Below are 19244 nucleotides of genomic sequence, written 5' to 3' on the forward strand. Positions count from 1 at the left end.
CCCGCTTCGGCCTTGCTGTGGCCCGGGGGGTCGGTTCATGGCACCCTAAGAGGTTCTCCGGGAGTCCTCTGTGGCCAGTATTTTTTCCAGCCAGTTCTGGTCCAACTTGTTCAATTCAGACCTGGCCATCGACCTTGGCACGGCCTCGACCCTGATCCACACCAAGCAGGCCGGGCGCATTGTCATCTACGAACCCTCCATCGTCGCCGTGAACACCCTCACCCACGAGGTGGAGGCCGTGGGCGATGAAGCCAAGCAGCTGCTGGGTCGCGCCCCCCAGGGCGTGCGCACCATCCGCCCCATGAAGGACGGCATGATCTTCGAGGTGGACGCGGCAGAGAAGATGCTCGCCTCCTTCATCCAGAAGGCCCGTCCCAACCGCGGCATCGCGCGCACCCGCATCGTCGTCAGCGTGCCGCCTCGCGCCCACCAGGTGGCCCGCCGCGCCGTGAAGCAGGTCTGCTACGACGCCAAGGCCGGCGAAGTCTTCCTCGTGGACCAGACCATGGTGGCCGCCATCGGCGCCGGTCTCGCCATCAACGAGAAGCGCGGCTGCATGATCGTCGACATCGGCGGCGGCACGACGGATGTGGCCGTCATCAGCTACAACGGCAAGGTGTTTTCCGATTCCATCCTCATCGCCGGCGACGAGATGGACGAGGCCGTGATCAAGTACATCCGCGAGAAGTACAACGTGCTGATCTCCGAGGCCTCGGCGGAAGAAGTGAAGTGGACCCTCGGTTCCGCCTCGCCTTCGGAACTGACGCGCACCATGGAAGTGAGTGGCCGCGACCAGTTCGAAGGCCTGCCCAAGACGCTCACGCTCAACGATGCCGAAATTCGGGAAGCCCTGGCCGAGCCCATCAACGCCATCATCGACCTGGTCCGCAAGGCCCTCAACGAAACGCCGCCCCAGCTGGCTGCGGACCTCATCGACCGCGGCATCTGCCTGACGGGCGGCGGGTCGCTCATTCAGGGCCTGGACGAGCGCCTGCGCAAGGAGACCCACCTGCCGGTCTTCCGCGCGGAGGATCCCCAGACTGCGGTGGTGCGCGGCACCGCGCTGCTGCTGGAGAACATCCCGCTCCTGCGCCGCATCCAGATCCTCGACTAGAGGAGCGCTTCCATGGCCCTCCGGGCAGCCAGGTGGGGTTGGAGCCGCGCGGGGTGGCAGCGCTTGGCGTTGGTCCTCCTCTGGCTTGGCCACGGGGCCTGGGTGATCCTGGGTTCCAAGCCCGGCCGGCACTGGACGAACGTGGCCGATGTCGTCTCGCGGCCCTCCCAGGGCCTCGCCTCCCGCTGGGCGGCCTGGCGCACCGCGCGCCGCGATGCCGGCCGCACCCTCGCCGAGACCCGCGCTGAAAACGTCAGACTTTCCGCGGAGTTGGCCCAGCTGAAGACCCAGGCCGCGCAGGAGGCGCCCCGGCTCGCCGAGGCCGACGAAGCCGTCCGTCTGCTGGGCCTCAAGCGGCAGATCCCCCTGGAGCTCAAATCCGCGCGGGTGATCTTCAGCACGCGGCCCGCGACCTTCGGCGGCCTCATCCTGGATCGGGGCCTGGACCTGGGCCTGCTACCCGATCAGGGCGTGATCGTGCCCGAGGGCATCGTGGGCCGGCTGTGGTCCGTCAATGCCACCCAGTCCAAGGTGCTGCCCGCGGACGCGCCCAACGCCTCCGTCGGCGTCATGCTCATGCGCAGCCGCGCCACAGGCGTGCTCCAGGGCCTGGGCTCGGGCCGCGCCCTCATCCGCTACGTGAGTAACCAGGAAGTCGTGCAGGTGGGCGAGGCCGTCCTCACCAGCGGGCTGGACCGCGTCTTCTCGCGCGGGCTGCTCGTGGGCTACGTGGCCGAAGTGGCCCAGGGCGACCTCGAGCTGCGCGTCATCGTCAACCTGGCGGCGCCTCTGGATCGCGTGAACACCGTGCTTCTGCTGCCGCCCCAGCCGCCCCTGGAAGTGCAGCCCCCCTTCGTGCCGGTGGATCAGAAACCGCAGAAGAAGAAGGGGACGCCATGAGGATCGCCCCGCCCACCCTCACCCGCCAGAACCTCGTCTGCGCGGTCGCGCTCGGCCTGATCTTCCTCAGCGCGCCCTTCCCGCGGCTGCAGCTCGTCCTGCACGCCATGCTGGTGATTGCGCTGGCGCCGCGGGCCGGCGTGCCGCTGATGGGCGCCCTCTGGGCCCTGGCGGCGGGCTGGACGATGGAAGGTTCCCTCCGCCTCTATCCCCATCTGGGAGGCACGCCCTGGGCGGACATGAGCCTCGCCCTGCTGGCGGGATGGATGGCCGGACGCTGGCCCCTTGAAGGCCTGAAGGGCTGGCTGGCGCGGCTCGCGGCCCTCAGCCTGCTGCATGCGATCCTCGTGCATCTCGCCGTCCGCCTGGCCACCGCACCGCATCCCTGGGGTTGGGGCTGGTTCTGGGTCCTGCTGACGACGCCGCTCTGGGGCTGGGCGGCCTGGCGGCTGCTCCACCCGGGCGCGGGATCCGGGCGGCGCTGAGCCATGGATCCGCGGCAGCGTCCCCTGCTTCGCCGAAGGCTCGAGGTCCTCAGGGTGATGACCTGGAGCCTGGTGGGCCTCCTCGTGCTCATCTACGCCCGCCTGCAGCTGGTGCGCCACGGCGAGCTGAGCGAGCAGGCCCTGCAGCAGGCCGTGAAGGTGCGCCCCATCCCGGCGCCTCGTGGGCTGGTGCTGGACCGCAACGGGAATCGCCTCGTGGACAACCGGCGGGCCCTGCACCTCGTCATCCAGCGCGAGGACCTGCCCACCAAGCCCGAGGTCGTGGCCTCCCTCGCCGCGGCCCTGGAGCTGGATCCGGCGGCCCTCACGCGCAAGATCCAGAGCTACTGGCAGGCGGGCAAGGGGCGGCCTCTCGTGCTGAAGGAGAACCTCGACGAGGTGGGCATCGCCCTCGCCGAGCGCATTCGCGCGCGCTTCCCCTTCCTCAGCGTGGAAGTGGCGCCGCGGCGCGTCTACCTGGGCGACGAGCTGGCGGGCCACGTGCTCGGCTACGTCGGTGAGGTCGACGAGCAGATGATGAAGGAGAAGCACGACGTCTTCCGGCTGGGCGAGACCATCGGCAAGGAGGGCTTCGAGGCCAGCGGCAACGACAAGCTGAAGGGGGTGGACGGCCAGAAGCGCATCCTCGTGGATCAGCTCGGCACCGAGGTCGCCAACTTCGGTCAGGCCGACGCCCAGACGGGCCGCAGCCTCTTCCTCACACTCGACGCGGGACTGCAGAAGGTGGCCGAGGACGCCATGGGGCAGGAGGCCGGGGCCGTGGTGGTGCTGGATCTCCGGGATGGCGGCGTGCTGGCCATGTACTCCAGCCCCTCGTACGATCCGAACCTCTTCCTCAACCGGCTGAGCCAGGACATGGTGGATCGCTACCTGGCCAACAACGTCACGCGGCCCATGGTGAACCGGGCCATCCAGGGCATCTATGCGCCGGGATCCACCTTCAAGCTGCTCATCGCCATCGCGGCGCTGGAGAAGGGCGTCATCACGCCGCAGACGCCCATTTTCTGCGGCGGACGGAAGAATTTCTACGGCCGCGATTTCCGCTGCGACAAGCCCACCGGCCACGGCAGCCTGAACATGGTGCAGGCCATCGCGCAGAGCTGCGACGTCTACTTCTACGAGCTGGCCTCGCGCATGGACATCGACGATATCTACGCCACGGCGGAGAAGTACGGCCTCACCGAGCGCACGGGCATCGACCTGCCCCAGGAGAAGCGCACCCGCATTCCCAGCCGGGAGTGGAAGCGGAAGGCCGTGCCCCGCGATCCCAAATGGTACGCCGGCGAAACCATCAGCGTGGGCATCGGGCAGGGGGCCGTGGGCGTCACACCCCTCGGCCTGGCCCGCTTCTACGCCCTGCTCGCCACCAGGGGCAAGATGCTCACGCCGCACCTGTTCTACGGCTTCCGCGACGACCAGACCAACGCGCTGGAACCCGCGGCCGTGCCCGCCTTCAAGGATACGCCCCTCGATCCGAAGATCTGGTCGGTGCTGGCCGAGGGACTTCACGAAGTGGTGCAGAGCGGGACAGCGGCGGCCAATCCGTTCATTCGCGAGATCGCCAAGGAGATTCCCTTCGCGGGCAAGACCGGCACGGCCCAGGTGGCCACCTTCGTGGACAAGGCCCACTACGCCCGCCAGGCCAAGAAGCTCAAGGACCATGCCCTCTTCGCGGGTTACGCGCCGGTCGATCATCCCCAGATCGCCTTCGCCGTGGTGGTGGAGAACGCGGGTTTCGGCTCCACCGCCGCCGCGCCCGTTGCGGCCAAGCTGGTGAAGTACTGGTGCGTGGACCGCCTCACCAACCCGCTGCCTCCGCCCCGCGGCAGGATGGTGGATCCCTTCGCGCCCCAGCAGCCCCAGGAACCGGAGGCCTCGGAATGAAGGAGCGTTTCCGCGCCCTCGATCCCCGCCTCCTCTGGGTGCTGCTGGCGCTCATCGCGCTGGGTACGCTGACGCTCTATTCCGCGGGACGGAACACGGTGCAGGCCACCATCTGGCTAAAGCAGAGCGTGTGGAACCTGCTGGGCCTGTCCCTCATGCTGCTGCTGGCGAGCATGGATCCCCGGCGCATCTTCCGCTACAGCTTCGTGGCCTACCTGTTGGGCCTCGCGGCCCTGGCCGCCGTGCTCGTGGTGGGCAAGAAGATCGGCGGCTCCACGCGCTGGTTCTCCATCGCGGGGCAGACCTTCCAGCCCTCGGAGCTGATGAAGTGGGTGACCCTGCTCTACCTCTCGCAGCGTCTGGGATCGCGCAACGCCGACACGGTGGGTCGCCTGGAGCTGGTCGGCGCCATCGGCCTGGTGGTCTTTCCCATGCTGCTCATCGAGCGCCAGCCGGACCTGGGCATGGCCCTCAGCTTCCTGCCCATCCTGCTCATCATTCCGCTGATGAAGGGGCTGCGCGCCCGCTGGATCGTCGCCCTCGTCCTGCTCGTCCTGGCGGGCGGCTTCGGCGCGTGGAAATTCGCGTTGAAGCCCTACCAGAAGCAGCGGGTCATGATCTTCCTCGATCCCTCCAGTGATCTGAAGAAGAAGGGCTACCAGGTCAACCAGAGCAAGATCGCCATCGGTTCGGGCGGCCTCATCGGGAAGGGCTTCACCAGCGGCTCCCAGACCCAGCTGAACTTCCTCCCGGTGAAGACGACGGACTTCGCGTTCAGCGTGTGGGCCGAGGAGCGCGGCTTCCTCGGCGTGCTGCTGGCCCTGGGGCTCTTCGGCCTCCTGATGAGCCGCATCCTGGATGCGGCCCGGGCCGCCCACACCAATCCCGAGGCCTACTTCTGCGCGGGCGCCGCGGGCATCTTCGGGCTGCACCTGCTGGTGAACGTGGGCATGGTGGCGGGCGCCCTGCCCAACAAGGGCATGGTGCTGCCCTTCTTCAGCGCGGGCGGCAGCAGCACGCTGAGCTTCTTCCTGGCGCTGGGCCTCATCATGGGTATCCTCCACCGATCGAGGGTGAAATGAACGCGGAAGACAGGGCGCACCTGCGTCAGCGCATGAAGGATCTCGCCGACCAGGTGCGGATGCACCGGCACCGCTACTACGTGCTGGACCAGCCGCAGCTTTCCGACGCCGAGTACGACGCGCTGGAGCGGGAGCTGAAGGATCTCGAGGCCGCCCACCCCGACCTCGCCGATCCCAACAGCCCCACCCATCGTGTCGGCGCGCCACCCGTGGACTTCTTCGAGAAGCGCCGCCACGCCGCGCCGATGCTCAGCCTCGACAATGCCTATTCGGAAGCCGAGCTGCGTGACTGGGAAACCAAGTGGCGCAAACTCGCGCCCGAGGCCGCGCCGCGCTACGCCGCCGAGCTGAAGGTGGACGGGCTTTCCCTGTCGCTGAAGTACGAACGGGGCCGCCTGGTCGAGGCCCTCACGCGAGGCGATGGTGAAACCGGCGAGCTGGTGACGGAGAACGCGCGCACCATCGCGGACATCCCCCTGGTGCTGCCTGCGGAGGCCCCGGAGCGGCTGGAGGTACGGGGCGAGGTCTTCCTGTCCCGCAAGCGCTGGGAGGAGCTGAACCACCAGCGGGATGACCGGGGCGAGGCCCGCTTCGCCAATCCGCGAAACGCCGCCAGCGGCACCATGAAGCTGTTGGACAGCCGGGAGGTCGCCGCGCGGGGCCTCTCCTTCCTGCCCTGGCAGGCCCTCGGTTTGGAGGGTGAGGGCGAGGATCATTCGGGCGCCATGGCGCGGCTGGGCACCTGGGGCTTCGGCGTGATGCCGGCCCAGGGCGAGGGGGATCTGGAGGCTGTGCTGGCCTTCATCGCCGAGCAGGCCGAAGGCCGCCTGCGCCTGCCCTTCGATACGGACGGCGTGGTGCTGAAGGTGCTCGATCCGGCGGTGCAGCAGCGCCTGGGCGCCACGGACCGCGTGCCGCGCTGGGCCATCGCCTTCAAGTACCCGGCGACCCAGGTGACGACGACGGTGCTGGGCATCACCTGGCAGGTGGGGAGATCGGGCAAGCTGACGCCGGTGGCGGAGCTGGAGGCGGTGGAAGTGGCGGGTTCCATCGTGCGCCGCGCCACCCTGCACAACATTGAATTCATTCGTAATTTAGGAATTCATGTCGGTCACCGCGTATTTATAGAAAAAGGGGGCGAAGTCATTCCAAAAGTCGTCGCCTTGGTTCCTGACCAGGGGAATGAGTTCTCCGCTGCACCTTCTGCACCCGACCGCTGCCCGGTCTGTGGTGGGGAGGTTAAAGAAGTAAGAAATGATGCTTCGAATAAGACCTCAGAAGAAAGAAATTGGAAGGTATCGCATTTTTGTGAGAATCCCGAGTGTCCAGCCAAGCTAGAGGGACGCTTCCTTCATTTTGCAAGCCGTTCGGCTTTGGATCTTGAGGGCATTGGCGACGTCGTTGCGATTCAGTTGGTTGAATCTAGACGCTTCCAGCACCCGTGGGAACTGCTGGGATTGCTTGATCAACCTTTATTCGGAATCGCCTTCATTAGCTCGCTTGAGGGTTTTGCCGAGACATCGGCGAGAAATCTTTTCGAGGCAATTCGTCAGTCTCATGGAAAACCACTTTGGCGCTGGATTCACGCTTTAGGAATTCCCAATGTCGGTGAAACCACGAGTCGTTCGCTGGCGCGTGCGTTTCCCAGTCTGGACCTTCTCTGGGAGGCCGACGAGTGGGCTCTTCGGGCAATCAGAGATATTGGAGAAAAAGTGTCCATATCTCTGAAGCAGTTTATTGCGCAGCATCCCAATCTCCCCGGTGAACTAAAAGGCTATGGAGTCCAGCCAAGCATAGAAGATGATTTAGCCGATGGGGTTGGACTGAGGGAGTGGCTCTCGTCGCTTCCCTTGCCAGATTTTGGATTAGTTAAAATTGAATCATTGCTGAATTCGTTCCCAACGGTCGACAGTATTTGGAAATGCAAAAAGGAAGATTTGCAGGTGCTTCCTAAGTGGAATACCAAAAAAGGGCCATCAAAAGCTGTAGATGCGCTATATGCCTTTATTGGTGAGCATCCAAATCTTCCTAGAGATCTGAAGCAGATCAATTTGATTCGCGAGCAGATGTCCATGATTGAAGATCAATCCAAGCCACTGACTGGCCTCACTGTGGTAATTACTGGGACACTGCCAACACTAAGCCGATCCGAGGCAACTGAGTTGTTGATCAAGCTTGGTGCCAAAGTTGCAAGCTCTGTTTCAGGGAAAACAAGCTATTTAGTCGCCGGGGAGGATGCTGGGTCTAAGTTGTCTGACGCGGAAAAACTTGGTGTTCCCATTCGAGATGAGGCCTGGGTAATGGAAATGAAGAATCAGGGTGGGCTATGAATGACTTAACCTTTCTTGTCCAAGGAAGCGAACCAGAGCCATATCGGATAGTGTTTCGCCGCGAAGGAACAAACTTCACTGCTACCTGCACCTGTCGCGCGGGGGGCATGGGGCAGGTGTGTAAGCATCGGATGAGTCTCCTTAAGGGTGAGGTGGCGAATCTAGTGAGCGGAAATGGTGACCAATTGACCCATCTACCCAGTATGTTTATCGGCACTGATGTGGAGCGTGCACTAGAGAAACTTGTCGAGGCCGAGTCTCTTCTTGAGGCGGCCAAGAGTGAATTCGCCAAAAGGAAGAAAGCCCTTGCAAGGGTGATGCTTGATTAAGTGGTCCTTCCATAGGAATCGGTTGATCCGCCTAGAGCGAGTCGGCCTCCGTCTATCGCACGCTCCTCAGGAGCGTGCTTCCAATCGCTGGTCCCTTCGGGTCTGCGCTCTTGGAGACGGAGCCTCGGTCACGGGTACCCTGCCCACCCTGTCGCGGGAGGAGGCCGAAGCGCGCCTGAAGGAGCTCGGCGCGAAGGTGACGGGCAGCGTCTCGGCGAAGACGACGCTGTTGCTGGCGGGTGAAAAGGCGGGTTCCAAGCTCGCCAAGGCCGAGGCGCTGGGCATTCCCGTGCGGGACGAGGCCTGGCTCCGCGCGCTGGAAGGCTGAGATTGCGCGGGACCAGCAGGCAAGAAAGGCCTGGACGGGGCTTCGGCCCCAGTGGATGATCTGACATTCAACGTCCGGAAACCTCCGTGCTGACGCGACTTGGCAAGTTCGAAATCATCCGACTGCTCGCCCAGGGAAGCATGGGCGAAGTCTACGTGGGCCGGGATCCGATCCTGGGGCGCGAGGTGGCCATCAAGGTCATCCACACGGCCACCAACATGGGCCCCAAGGCCCGGGAGCGCTTCGCCACCGAGGCCCGCGCCGCCGCCGTGCTCAACCATCCGAACATCGTCACCGTGCACGAACTGGGCGAGGAAGACGGCGTGCTCTATCTGGCCATGGAGCTGGTGAAGGGCGAGGACCTCGGCACCCTGATCCGCGCCGGGACGCTGTCGCCCCGCGACACGCTGGAGGTGCTGGCGCAGGTCTGCGACGGCCTGGCCGTGGCCCACCGCCACCAGGTGCTGCACCGCGACATCAAGCCCTCGAACATCCGCGTGGTGTGGGACGGGAAGCTCCTCCAGGCCAAGATCCTGGATTTCGGCGTGGCCAAGATCATCAATTCCGACACGACGGACGAGGGCACGGTGTTCGGCACCGTGAACTACATGGCGCCGGAGTATCTGCAAAGCGGCCGCCCGGATTCCCGCAGCGACCTCTTCGCCGTGGGCGTGATCCTCTACGAGGCGCTGGCGGGCATTCCGCCCTTCGACGGGCCGAGCCCGGGCTCCGTGATCTACCGCCTGCTGCATGAAACGCCCGGGCCGCTTCCGCCGACGGTCTTCCAGGGCATCAGCCGCGACGTGCAGGGCATCCTGCAGCACGCCCTCGCCAAGGATCCCGCCAACCGGTTCCAGACGGCCGAGGAGCTGGCCCGCGTGCTGCGCGCCGCCAAGGACACCTCCTGGCGCTGGGAGCAGGAGCGGCCCACCACGGCCACCAAGATTCCCCTCGCCCCGGCGGAGCGCCTTCCGCTGAAAGCGGCGCCGACGCCCCCGCGCGGTTTCATGGCGGCTTCGTCCGTGCCCGCGCCAGCCTCGCCGGCTTCGCTTCCGCTGATCCCAGCGCCGCCACTAAGGCCGGCACCCAACCGGGCCGCGCCCCTGCGGACCATGGGGACGGGATCGGGTTCGATCCCTCGGCCCATCCCGCTGCCCGCGCCAAGCCTTCGGGGCGCGGCGATCGGTTCGGGCGCGGGCGCCAGCGGCCGGACCGAGGTGCGCAAGGACGTGCTGGAGACCACGCGCCGGCAATTGCTTCAGGCCCTGGAGATCGATCCGACCAACGGCAAGACCTACGGCATGCTCATCGTGACGCACTACCGGCTGGGGTGGATGGATGCCGTGATGCAGACGCTGCGCCACGCCCGTGAGCGCGGCATCCCGTCTTCGGAACTGCGGGCCGTGATCCGCTGCAAACAGGTCGTGACCGAAGAGATGCAGAACTGTCGCCTGCCGCTGGACCTCCACAACGAGTTTATGGAATACCTGGGGCTCTGAAGCTTTTTCCCCCTTCAACCGAGAAGGATGGTTTCGGTTCCAAGGTTGCAGGTGACGACATGCTCCATACGCTGGGCCGGTTCAACATCCTGAAGCGCCTCGGCCAGGGCGCCATGGGCGAGGTGTTCCTGGGCCAGGATCCCGCCATCGGGCGGGAGGTGGCGCTCAAAACCATCCACCGCGAGGCCGCCCAGGGCGCCGAGGCGCGGGACCGCTTCGCCCGGGAGGCCCGCGCCGCGGGCACCCTGAACCATCCGAACCTGGTGACCATCCATGAATTCGGCGAAGCCGACGGCGTGCTCTACCTGGCCATGGAGTACGTGCCCGGCGCGGATCTGGAGGCGATGCTCCGGGATCGCGTGCTGGCCCCGGTGGAGGCCCTCGACATCCTGGCCCAGGTCTGCGACGGCCTGGCCTACGCCCACCAGAAGGGCGTGCTGCATCGCGACATCAAGCCCAGCAACATCCGCGTGCGCCGCGACGGCGAGCGCCTGCACGCCAAGGTGATGGACTTCGGCATCGCGCGGGTGGCGGGCTCGGACATGACGGGCACCGGCACCCTGCTGGGCACCTTCGGCTACATGGCGCCCGAGTACCTCCAGACCGGCCGCCCGGATCCGCGCAGCGACCTCTTCGCCGTGGGCGTGATCCTCTACGAGGCCCTGGCGGGCCACCGCCCCTTCGACGGTGACACGACGGCCACCGTGCTCTACAAGCTCGTGAACGAAGAGCCCGCGCCCCTGCCGCCTTCGGATTTCCGCGGCATCAGCCCCCAGGCGGGCCTGCTCCTGGCGAAGGCCCTGGCGAAGGATCCCGCCCAGCGCTTCCAGTCCGCCGAAGCCATGGCGAAGGCCCTGCGCGACGCGATGGATCCCGCCTGGGCGGGTCTGGCCGGCACCCCGCCGACGAAGGTTCTGGCGCGACCCACGGTTCCGTCCGGAAGCCAGGCCACACCCCGCCGCAAGGTCTGGCCCTGGGCTGCGGCTCTGGTGCTTCTCGGTGCGGGTGGTGCGGGCGCCTGGGCCTGGGCGCACCGGCCCGCGCCCGTGCGGGTGATCTCGCTGCCGGAGCCCGAACCCGCCGCGCCCTCCACCTCTGTTTCGTCCCCTGTCGTTCCGTCAGCCACGGCCCCGGCGCCTGCGGAAAGTCGCACCAGTCCGAAAACCGAGCGGGTCGAACCGACCTCGCCCAAGCCTGCACCGAAACCGGGGCCGGCACCCAAGGCGCCGCCCCGTATGACCGAGGAGGAGGCCGCGGAGCTGCTCAACGAGGCCGGCCGGGGCCTGGTGGACCAGCCCCAGGGCAGCCTGGCCCTCTGCGACCGCGTGCTTCGCGACCATCCCATGAACCCGCGGGCCTACGCGCTGAAGGTCACGGCGCTGTACGGCCTGGGGCGCTACCAGGAGATGCCGGGCGTGCTGGACGCGGGCAAGGAGCACGGCGTGAAGCCGGTCCAGTACCTGGCCTTCGGCCACTTCACGGCCATGCTGCGGGAGGAGCGCCGCGAGCGACGCCTGCCACCCGACGTGCGGGAGTCCATCCTGGCGGAGCTGCCCGTGGGCACCTTGCGCCCGGGGGCGCGGGCCCTGCAGCCCCGGTTTCAGCGCCCGTCGAGGGACTGAGCCTCCAGCAGCCGCCAGTCCTTCCCGGTCTTCCGCCAGCGCAGGCGGAAGCTGCGGTGCGAGGCGTCCTGCGGTAGTAGACCGCCGCCGCGGCTCGTGAGGATCAGATCGACCTCCTGGAAGGCTTCGTTGCCGCGCACGGCGACCTCGTTGCGCACGACGGTCACGCCGACCTTTTCCTGCCGGAAGGTGCCCATGAGGAAGAGGCGCAGCGAGGCCTTGTCCAGGCCCTCGGGCCCCTGGAAGGCGGGATCGAGGGGGGCCGTGGCCCCGGCGGCGTCGCCGGCCTCCACGGCCGCGCGGCAGGTCTCGAAGGTCGCGCGCACCTGGTCCTCGGGCTTGTCGGATCGGCAAGCCACCAGGGCAAAGATCACGCAAACGCAGGCAATCCTTTTCCTCATGGCGGCACCTCATCACACTGTGGAATCACGGAAGGATAGCGCCATGAATCATGAAGCCCGTTTCGACACCCTCTGCATCCATGCCGGGCAGTCGCCGGACCCCACCAACGGCGCGCTCATGACGCCGGTCTACTTCACCAGCACCTACCTTCAGGACGGGCTGGGGCAGAACCGCGGCTTCGACTACGCCCGTGTGCGCAACCCCACCCGCGACGCCGTGGAGGCCAACCTGGCGGCTCTGGAGGGCGGGGCTCACGGCATGGCCTTCGGCTCAGGGATGGCGGCGGTGCAGGCCATCTTCGAGCAGCTCTCCAGCGGCGATCACGTGGTGCTGGGCGACAACGTCTACGGCGGCACCTTCCGCCTGCTGGACAAGGTGATGACCCGCTTCGGCCTCACCTACACCCAGGTGGACACGGGCGATCTGGCGGCCTTCAAGGCGGCCCTGCGGCCCAACACCAAGCTGGTGATGCTGGAGACGCCCACCAATCCGATGCTCGGCATTACCGATATCCCCGGCGCGCGGCGCGTGATGACGCAGATGGGCTGCAAGGCGGTGCTTGCGGTGGACAACACCTTCGCCACGCCCTTCAACCAGCGGCCCCTGGAGCTGGGCGCCGATCTCGTCTTCCACTCCACGACGAAGTACCTGAACGGCCACAGTGACTCCATCGGCGGCATCGCCATCACCAACCGCGAAGACATCGCCGAGGGCCTGCGTTTCCACCAGAAGGCCGCCGGCGGCATCCTCTCGCCCATGGAATCCTGGCTCATCCTGCGGGGCACCAAGACGCTGCACCTGCGCATGGAGCGCCACAACCAGAGCGCGCTCACCATCGCCCGCTGGCTGGAGAACCGCAAGGATCTGAAGGCCGTTTACTACCCTGGCCTCGAATCCCATCCCCAGCACGCCCTCGCCAAGCAGCAGATGAAGGGCTTCTCGGGCATCGTGAGTTTTGACACGGGCGACGCCGAACGCACCCGTCGCATGGCCTCGGCCTTCAAGGTGTTCGCACTCGCCGAGAGTCTGGGCGGTGTGGAAAGCCTCGTCTGCCACCCCGCCAGCATGACCCACGGCAGCGTGCCCGAGGCCGACCGGCAGCGCCTGGGCATCAACGACAACCTGCTGCGCCTCAGCGTCGGCGTGGAGGACGTGCAGGATCTGATCGAGGATCTGGAGCGCGTGCTGAAGGTCTGAACCTTCGCGCCGACCCACCCCGACGGTTGATTCACCGCAGAGAACGCGGAGAGCGCAGAGGAAGGCCTTCTTCTTTTCCTCTGCGTTCTCGGCGTTCTCTGCGGTTGGCGGTTCTTCTTTTCCGCGGTCTACCCGAGCCCGTGGGCCTGGTACAGCTCGGGGTAGCTGCGGGTCTCGGCGCGATCGGGGGCCAGGCCCAGGCCTTCCATGGCGGCGCGGATGGCCTGGGGATCGCCTTCCAGCTCCAGGTAGCAGCCGAAGGGCGTCTCGTCGAGGCAGGCCTCCAGTTCGGCGCGCTCCCACACGGCGCGCACCTTCTCCATGCGCAACACGGGCGCGTAGCCCAGGGCGCGGAGGATGGCCTCCAGGGCGGTGGCGTCCTCGATGCCGGTCTCGTGTTCGGGGCGGATCTTCAGGATCGGATCGGGCACCTTGGGGCCCTTCCAGGTCAGGCGCGACTGGCCCGCATAGCTGCGCGTGCGCAGCGCCGAACCGGCGGCGCGCAGATGGCCCTCCCGGTCCCAGAGCACGCTGACCTCGGCCTGGGCGGCTGAGACCTCGCGGAATCCAAGGGCCTGCAGCAGGCCGCGGTAGGGGCCCGTGGCCGGAATGCGCAGCTTGAGTTCGGTCTCCACCGCGGATTTGTGTTTCATCGGGCCGGTCTCCCACGGGGATGAGGCATGATGATGCAACGTCCTGGGCACCCCGTGATCCCCCAACGGTACATCATTGCCACCCTCTTCATCGCCGCCATGCTGCTGCTCTTCGCGGTGGTGCAAGCGCCGCGTCCGGTCAGCGAGGGCGGCGTCACGTCAGCGGGGGCGCCGGCCGTCATGAGTCTGGGCGGCTTCGAATCCCTGGCGGAATTCCGCCTGGAGGACGGCTGGGCGCCGCGCTTCCAGGGCACGCGGGATCCGGATCAGCCCGAGGCCTGGCCCTACGAAGGCGGCTTCGGCACGCCCTGGGAGCCCGCCTCGCCCTACCTGGCGGATCAGGGTCTGGCGCTGAACGGGCCCGGGGGCCGCAGCGAGATCGTGCTGTGGCGGGGGCTCGAGTGGCGGCACTACCGGTTCGATGCGCCCATCTGTTCGGCCCGCCTGGATCCCGCCAAGGGCAACCGCCTGCTGGTGACCCTTCAGATGGGTTCGGCACGCTTTGAGACACGCCTGCTCGAAGTCCCCGAGGGCCGCGTCATTTGGTCCGCCCAGTCGGGCCCATGGAGCCGATTCAGCTGGGACGGGAAGGCCGCGCTCATCGGCTTCTTCGAGCCCGCCGAAGCCCGCGCCGAACCGAGGTTCCTGCTGAGCGCCTTGCCCTGCGAGGTGGAACCGGGAGAGCCCACCCTCGCCAGCTGGGACGAGGCGGATCTGCCGGCGCCGCCCAAGGGGCTCGCCACCAAGGCCGAGGCCCTTTCCGAGGACGGCCAGGACCTGCCGGGCAGCCGGGTGGAGATCCCCTGGCACGGTGGGGACGGCATCTGGATGCCGCGGGCCGATCGGCTCTGGCACGGCGGCGCCCAGGGCTGGACGGCCTGGGGTCTGGAAGGCGGGCGCTGGCGCCGCCTGGCGGTGGGCAGCGGGCTCCTCACGGCCCAGCCTCCCCAGCGCATGGCCCTGGTGGCGCCGCTTCCGGATGAAGGCATGGCGCGGAAGACGAGCCCTCTGACCAGGGTCGAATGGACCGAGGTGGCCGCCGATGCCCTTCCCTGGCCCGCTTGGGACGCGGCCTGGGCCTGGCGGGAGAATGGCGCGGGGAGAGGGGCCTTCGACGCCTGGGACCAACGCTGGAACGAAAGCGCCCTGCCGCCGGAACGCCAGCGCCAGGCGCTGCTGGATTCCTACCGCCCTGAATGGCGCTCGGCCACGGGTCTGCGCGCTTCCGTGAAAGGCTGGCTGCCCAAGGGGCCCGAGATCGCCCTGCGGGAACCCTACGGCGCCGCCTGGGTCTGGGTGGGTGACCGGGTGCTCCTCGTGCGCCTCGTGGAGGTGGAGCGGGTGAGGATACTCAGGAAGCTGCTGCGCTGAGCCGAAGACTCGGACAAGCTCGTTGCCGATTCCTTACCGATCCCTTCGCTGATCCATTGTTACCGAAGTGCACATTTCTGGTAGCGTTGTGCCCAGCCACTCTCTCTTCCTCCCGGCTTCCCGAGGTCCCCGATGCCGCGTCTCCTCCTCGTGGACGACAATCCCAGCATCCACCGGATTGCCGAATCCCTCTTGGCACACACAGATGTAGAGCTCGTCTGCGTGGATTCCGCCGCGGAGGCCCTGGATCGTCTTGGACGCGGAGAGCGCTTCGACGTGGCCCTGGTGGACACGGCCATGCCGGGCATGGACGGCTGGACCCTGCTGGGCCGCCTGCGGGCCATGGATGCCACCGCCATGATGCCCATCGCCCTGATGGCGGGTGTGCTGGATCCCGTGGACCCCGCCAAGCTGGCCAAAGCGCCCATCCAGGGTTTCCTGAAAAAGCCCATTGAGCTCCGCGAGCTCGGAGACCGCGTGAAGGCCCTCCTGGTCACACCCGTGGTCATCACGCCCTCCCCCTTCAGCACGGTGCCGGCGACCCCGGCCCGCGACCTGGTGAAGCGCGCCGAGGAGGCTCTGCCCGAATTCAGGCCCGAGCCCGAAGAAGAACCGGCGGGCCTCCTGGACGGCGATCTGGATCTGCCCGACCTCGAAGAGGATCTGCTCCTGCTCACGGCCGAGGACCTCTGGTCCGAGGCGCCCGCTCCAGCCCTTCCGGAAGCCGAGGCCCCTGCGGCGGCATCTGCGGCGGTCCACCCGGAGGTCCACCTCGAACTGGAGGAGCTGGACCTCGACAGTCTGCAGGACCTGACGGCTGAGCCTCCTGTGGCCCCGGTCGCGGAGATCCCCGTCGTTCCAGCCGCGGTGCCCGATTCCCACACGACCCTCGAATTGGAACCGGGCCTCGTCCTGCCCGAGGACGAAGAGGAACTGGTCACCCTGTCGGGCCTGGAAGACCTGGAAACCCTGTCGGTGGACTTCCCCATGCCGCCTCCCGAAGCGGCGCCGAAGCCGGCCGCGCTGGAAGCTCCAGCCGAATCTCCCTTCCCGGTTTCTGCGGAATCCGATGAATTGTTCGTGGACCTTCCCGCGGCTTCGGATTTCCTTGGTACCGACGGCACGACGGCCGTGGAAGAGCTCATCACCATGGAGGCCATTCCGGAGATCCATGAACCCGGACCGGCGCCCCACGTGCCGATGTTCGAGTCCGATCTGGCCCCCGCGCCTGCGGTCGAAACCCCTGTGGTCGAAACCAGGGTCCCGGCTGCCGCAACCGGGCACGCCCCTGCCGCGCCTGGGCATGCGGCTCCTTCCGGAGCGGCCACCGTCGGTCCAGAGCAGGCCCAGGCCCTGGTGCAGGCCCTGCTCGCCGACCCCGTGCTGGTGGACGCCCTGGTCAAGGCCGTCGTGGCCCGCATGGGCGACCAGGTGATCCGCGAGATCGCCTGGGAGGTCATGCCCGATTTGGCGGGAAGATTGCAGCGGTAGCTGGATGAACCTTTCCGCCCCCCTGCCTTCGAGGCTGCTCCCCAGGTCCCTCCCATGATCACTGACTACAACACGGATGTGCGCCACGGGAACCGGATCTTCCATGTCCAGACGGAGGACAAGGGGCTTTCCAATCCCAGGATTGAAACGCTCATCTATGTGGGCGGCGAGATCCTGGACAGCTATCGTTCCTCGTACGAGGACCTGCTGGCCACGCCGCCGGTGGTCGAATCGACCATTCAGGAGCGCATGGATGAGCAGCACCGCGCCATCATCCGCGACATCAAGAACGGTAAGTACGACCTGACGCCGCCGGACCTCCTGGAACAGCGGGCCTTCAACGACCGTCCCCTGGATCAGGCGATCCTGGAATTCCTGCAGCAGGAAGGCGATGTGGACACCCTCGAGCTGGTGCTGGACCAGCCCCTGAGGCCGGCCTTCGGCAGCCTGTTCCGCGTGCGCCTCAGGGCGCGGCTCTGCCAGAGCCAAAGCCCCGTGGAGGGTGCTGAGGTGGCCGTGAAGCTGGTCTCCAGCCTCAAGAAAGCCACCGGGCTGTTGTCGGGACGCACGGGCAGTGATGGCGTCTTCACCGGTGAGGTCCAGCTTCCTCCCAGCCAGCCCGGCCAGTGCGCCGTGGTGGTCAGCTGCACCAGCGACCAGGGCTTCGATGAGCTGAAGGCCGTGGTGGTGTCGGTCTAGAAGCTCCGCTTCAGGACGGCTCGCGCTCCTCGGGGTTCCACTGCTTCCGGATCCGGTGAAGCAGGAGGCGCAGTTCCAGGAGCAGGGGGCGGGCCGCCAGGAAGCATAGGAAGGCCGCCAGTGGGACCGTGATCTTGAACCCCACGTGGCGGAAGCCCAGGGCCCCCACGACGCCACCGCCGAGGAAGGCGGCCAGGATGAGGAGCAGCAGGCTCAGCTTCTGGCGGTTGGCGATGATGCGCTCACGGCCGTGCCGGTTGTGGATGTTCACATAGGTGAGCTTGCTCAGCTCGATACCGATGTCGGTCACCGTGCCCGTCAGGTGCGTGGTGCGAACCGCGGCGCCGGAAATGATCGACGTCACCGCGTTGTGCATGCCCATGATGAAGCAGAGCAGCATCACCGTCGTGGGCAGCGTGAACCGGATCTCCTGCTGGAGCCGGTTCCCCATGAAACCGAAGACGAGCATCAGCACGGCCTCCAGCGCCAGGGTCAGCGCATAGCGGCTGCGCATGCGGTGCCGCTGCCCGAAGCTGATGAGGGTGGTGCAGACGAAGGCGCCCCCGAGGAAGCTCAGCATCATGGCCAAGGCGGCGAGCGCAGTCGTGAGGTCGCCGTCGGCTAGCTCGTCGGCCATGGAGGAGACCACGCCGGTCATGTGGGAGGTGTAGTGGCTCACGGCGAGGAACCCACCGGCGTTCACCGCGCCCGCCACGAAGGCCATGGCCCAGGCCAGCTGGCGGTTCAGGGTCTCCGAGCGCAGGGATCCTTCGCGCACCAGCAGCTTTTCCTGGATGGGCAGCGTGGCGAGGGCCGATTCCACCGCTGCCTGCAATTGTTGACCATCCAGACGGTTCCGAAGCAGGCGCCGCAGGTAGCGGGCCACAATGATTTGGATGGTTCGGGGGATGCGACGCATGGGGTACCAAGCCCCAGTGAACCATGACCCGGGGGTGGCCAGGGTCAAAGCTGGAATGGGGTGAAACCTGGGACGAGTGGACTTGAAAAATATTTATTTGAGCTGGGAACCTTTGCTGATGTATCAGCATCGTCACCTCGCTAGCTAGGGTATGCTCATCCCATTTATGGCGGTTCACCTCTCGTCAGCCCATCTCTCTGGGCTTTTAACCTAACGGCGGATTACCCCGCGGAGGATCACAAAGTGGCAAGTATCACTCGAATGACCAAGCTCCTGACCCTTGCTCTCGCTGCCGGACTCGGCCTCAGCGCCCAGACTTCGCCCTGGGACGCCTCCTTCAAGTTCGCGGGCGGCCACATCGACGGCAACGCCACCAAGATCCTCAACAACAACGAGATCCTCAACACCTTCTGCGGATCGGTGGAGGTCACCTACCGCCTGGACAAGACCAGCGTGCTGGCCTTCGACCTGGGCTACCGCTTCTTCCCGGGCAAGGAAGTCACCCTGAGCTACATCCCGTCCACCCTGCCCGCCTCCAGCACCGTGACGGGCCTGGCGCGCAAGGACGAGTCCAAGGGAATCCAGGCTTCCGCCCTCTACCGCAAGGCCGCGTTCATGGACGGCATGTCCTGGCAGGCCGGCCTCCGCATCAACCGAAATGAAGTGACCCAGACGGACACGGGCTCGACGCTCACCACCAATGCCGCCGCCGCCATCACCCGGGTGGACACCATCGTGTCCTCCACCCGGAAATCGACCTTTGCCATTGGCGTGCTGGGTGGCATCCACCAGCAGTTCAATGAGAAGTTCGCGGGCGAACTGAACCTGTACACCACCGGGATGGAATCTCCGACGTCCGGCAAGAAGTCCGGCATGGTGGCTGAAATGGTTTTTGGTATCCGCTTCTAGGCCCCGGCC

At 66.6% G+C, this 19244-nt stretch carries 17 protein-coding genes; 14 read left to right on the forward strand and 3 right to left on the reverse strand.

Going from position 1 to position 19244, the window contains the following annotated elements; translation table 11 throughout:
* Window positions 1–70: 70 nt before the first annotated feature.
* The 9 genes from mreB (at window position 71) to QSJ34_RS10355 (ending at window position 11594) form a co-directional block, all read left to right on the forward strand.
* Complete coding sequence (gene mreB, locus QSJ34_RS10315) at window positions 71–1114, forward strand: rod shape-determining protein (RefSeq protein WP_285574780.1); 1044 nt, start codon at window positions 71–73, stop codon at window positions 1112–1114.
* Window positions 1115–1177: 63 nt separating this feature from the next.
* Window positions 1178–2014, forward strand: coding sequence for a rod shape-determining protein MreC (mreC, locus tag QSJ34_RS10320; RefSeq protein WP_285574782.1), 837 nt, complete (start codon window positions 1178–1180; stop codon window positions 2012–2014).
* Window positions 2011–2499: a hypothetical protein gene (locus tag QSJ34_RS10325; RefSeq protein WP_285574785.1), complete on the forward strand. Its 489-nt coding sequence runs from the start codon at window positions 2011–2013 to the stop codon at window positions 2497–2499. Before mreC ends, QSJ34_RS10325 begins: the two co-directional genes overlap by 4 nt.
* A gap of 3 nt (window positions 2500–2502) precedes the next feature.
* A complete protein-coding gene (mrdA, locus tag QSJ34_RS10330) occupies window positions 2503–4404 on the forward strand; it encodes a penicillin-binding protein 2 (RefSeq protein ID WP_285574788.1) in 1902 nt (633 codons plus the stop codon).
* Window positions 4401–5486 (forward strand): rod shape-determining protein RodA, encoded by a 1086-nt coding sequence (rodA, locus tag QSJ34_RS10335; RefSeq protein ID WP_285574791.1) that lies wholly within the window; start codon window positions 4401–4403, stop codon window positions 5484–5486. The genes mrdA and rodA overlap by 4 nt, the downstream gene beginning before the upstream one ends.
* Window positions 5483–7816, forward strand: a complete 2334-nt coding sequence (ligA, locus tag QSJ34_RS10340) for an NAD-dependent DNA ligase LigA (protein WP_285574793.1) — start codon at window positions 5483–5485, stop codon at window positions 7814–7816. Before rodA ends, ligA begins: the two co-directional genes overlap by 4 nt.
* 351 nt (window positions 7817–8167) lie before the next feature.
* Window positions 8168–8473, forward strand: a complete 306-nt coding sequence (locus tag QSJ34_RS10345) for a BRCT domain-containing protein (RefSeq protein WP_285574796.1) — start codon at window positions 8168–8170, stop codon at window positions 8471–8473.
* Window positions 8474–8559: 86 nt separating this feature from the next.
* Window positions 8560–9972 carry a serine/threonine-protein kinase gene (locus QSJ34_RS10350; protein ID WP_285574798.1) on the forward strand — a complete coding sequence of 471 codons (1413 nt, stop codon included), beginning with the start codon at window positions 8560–8562 and terminating at the stop codon, window positions 9970–9972.
* Window positions 9973–10031: 59 nt separating this feature from the next.
* Window positions 10032–11594 carry a serine/threonine-protein kinase gene (locus tag QSJ34_RS10355; protein WP_285574800.1) on the forward strand — a complete coding sequence of 521 codons (1563 nt, stop codon included), beginning with the start codon at window positions 10032–10034 and terminating at the stop codon, window positions 11592–11594.
* Here QSJ34_RS10355 and QSJ34_RS10360 read toward each other — a convergent pair.
* On the reverse strand, window positions 11573–11968 hold the full coding sequence (locus QSJ34_RS10360; RefSeq protein ID WP_285574803.1) for a hypothetical protein: 396 nt from the start codon (window positions 11966–11968) through the stop codon (window positions 11573–11575). The genes QSJ34_RS10355 and QSJ34_RS10360 overlap by 22 nt on opposite strands.
* A 70-nt stretch (window positions 11969–12038) precedes the next feature.
* Between QSJ34_RS10360 and QSJ34_RS10365 the strand changes: the two genes are divergently transcribed.
* On the forward strand, window positions 12039–13193 hold the full coding sequence (locus QSJ34_RS10365; RefSeq protein WP_285574808.1) for a trans-sulfuration enzyme family protein: 1155 nt from the start codon (window positions 12039–12041) through the stop codon (window positions 13191–13193).
* A gap of 128 nt (window positions 13194–13321) precedes the next feature.
* Here the strand turns inward: QSJ34_RS10365 and QSJ34_RS10370 are convergent, their stop codons facing one another.
* Entirely contained in the window at window positions 13322–13846 is a 525-nt protein-coding gene (locus QSJ34_RS10370; protein ID WP_285574810.1) for a class IV adenylate cyclase, read from the reverse strand.
* Between the two features lie 27 nt (window positions 13847–13873).
* Between QSJ34_RS10370 and QSJ34_RS10375 the strand changes: the two genes are divergently transcribed.
* From QSJ34_RS10375 to QSJ34_RS10385, 3 genes are all read left to right on the forward strand, one after another.
* Window positions 13874–15217, forward strand: coding sequence for a hypothetical protein (locus QSJ34_RS10375; protein WP_285574813.1), 1344 nt, complete (start codon window positions 13874–13876; stop codon window positions 15215–15217).
* A 132-nt stretch (window positions 15218–15349) separates the two neighbouring features.
* A complete protein-coding gene (locus QSJ34_RS10380) occupies window positions 15350–16708 on the forward strand; it encodes a response regulator (RefSeq protein ID WP_285574815.1) in 1359 nt (452 codons plus the stop codon).
* A 54-nt stretch (window positions 16709–16762) separates the two neighbouring features.
* Complete coding sequence (locus QSJ34_RS10385) at window positions 16763–17407, forward strand: hypothetical protein (RefSeq protein WP_285574817.1); 645 nt, start codon at window positions 16763–16765, stop codon at window positions 17405–17407.
* A gap of 10 nt (window positions 17408–17417) precedes the next feature.
* On the opposite strand, the gene QSJ34_RS10390 is transcribed toward QSJ34_RS10385, so the two are convergent.
* On the reverse strand, window positions 17418–18326 hold the full coding sequence (locus QSJ34_RS10390) for a YoaK family protein (RefSeq protein WP_285574820.1): 909 nt from the start codon (window positions 18324–18326) through the stop codon (window positions 17418–17420).
* Window positions 18327–18587: 261 nt separating this feature from the next.
* Between QSJ34_RS10390 and QSJ34_RS10395 the strand changes: the two genes are divergently transcribed.
* A complete protein-coding gene (locus tag QSJ34_RS10395; protein WP_285574823.1) occupies window positions 18588–19235 on the forward strand; it encodes a hypothetical protein in 648 nt (215 codons plus the stop codon).
* Window positions 19236–19244: the final 9 nt, after the last annotated feature.

The organism is Geothrix limicola (assembly GCF_030268085.1).
Classification (GTDB): domain Bacteria; phylum Acidobacteriota; class Holophagae; order Holophagales; family Holophagaceae; genus Geothrix; species Geothrix limicola.

Coding starts and splice junctions, on each gene's coding strand:
- QSJ34_RS10325 (WP_285574785.1), top strand. CDS start 2,011: ATGAGGATCGCCCCGCCCACCCTCACCCGCCAGAACCTCGTCTGCGCG.
- mrdA (WP_285574788.1), top strand. CDS start 2,503: ATGGATCCGCGGCAGCGTCCCCTGCTTCGCCGAAGGCTCGAGGTCCTC.
- rodA (WP_285574791.1), top strand. CDS start 4,401: ATGAAGGAGCGTTTCCGCGCCCTCGATCCCCGCCTCCTCTGGGTGCTG.
- ligA (WP_285574793.1), top strand. CDS start 5,483: ATGAACGCGGAAGACAGGGCGCACCTGCGTCAGCGCATGAAGGATCTC.
- QSJ34_RS10355 (WP_285574800.1), top strand. CDS start 10,032: ATGCTCCATACGCTGGGCCGGTTCAACATCCTGAAGCGCCTCGGCCAG.
- QSJ34_RS10365 (WP_285574808.1), top strand. CDS start 12,039: ATGAATCATGAAGCCCGTTTCGACACCCTCTGCATCCATGCCGGGCAG.
- QSJ34_RS10370 (WP_285574810.1), bottom strand. CDS start 13,846: ATGAAACACAAATCCGCGGTGGAGACCGAACTCAAGCTGCGCATTCCG.
- QSJ34_RS10375 (WP_285574813.1), top strand. CDS start 13,874: ATGATGATGCAACGTCCTGGGCACCCCGTGATCCCCCAACGGTACATC.
- QSJ34_RS10380 (WP_285574815.1), top strand. CDS start 15,350: ATGCCGCGTCTCCTCCTCGTGGACGACAATCCCAGCATCCACCGGATT.
- QSJ34_RS10385 (WP_285574817.1), top strand. CDS start 16,763: ATGATCACTGACTACAACACGGATGTGCGCCACGGGAACCGGATCTTC.
- QSJ34_RS10390 (WP_285574820.1), bottom strand. CDS start 18,326: ATGCGTCGCATCCCCCGAACCATCCAAATCATTGTGGCCCGCTACCTG.
- QSJ34_RS10395 (WP_285574823.1), top strand. CDS start 18,588: ATGACCAAGCTCCTGACCCTTGCTCTCGCTGCCGGACTCGGCCTCAGC.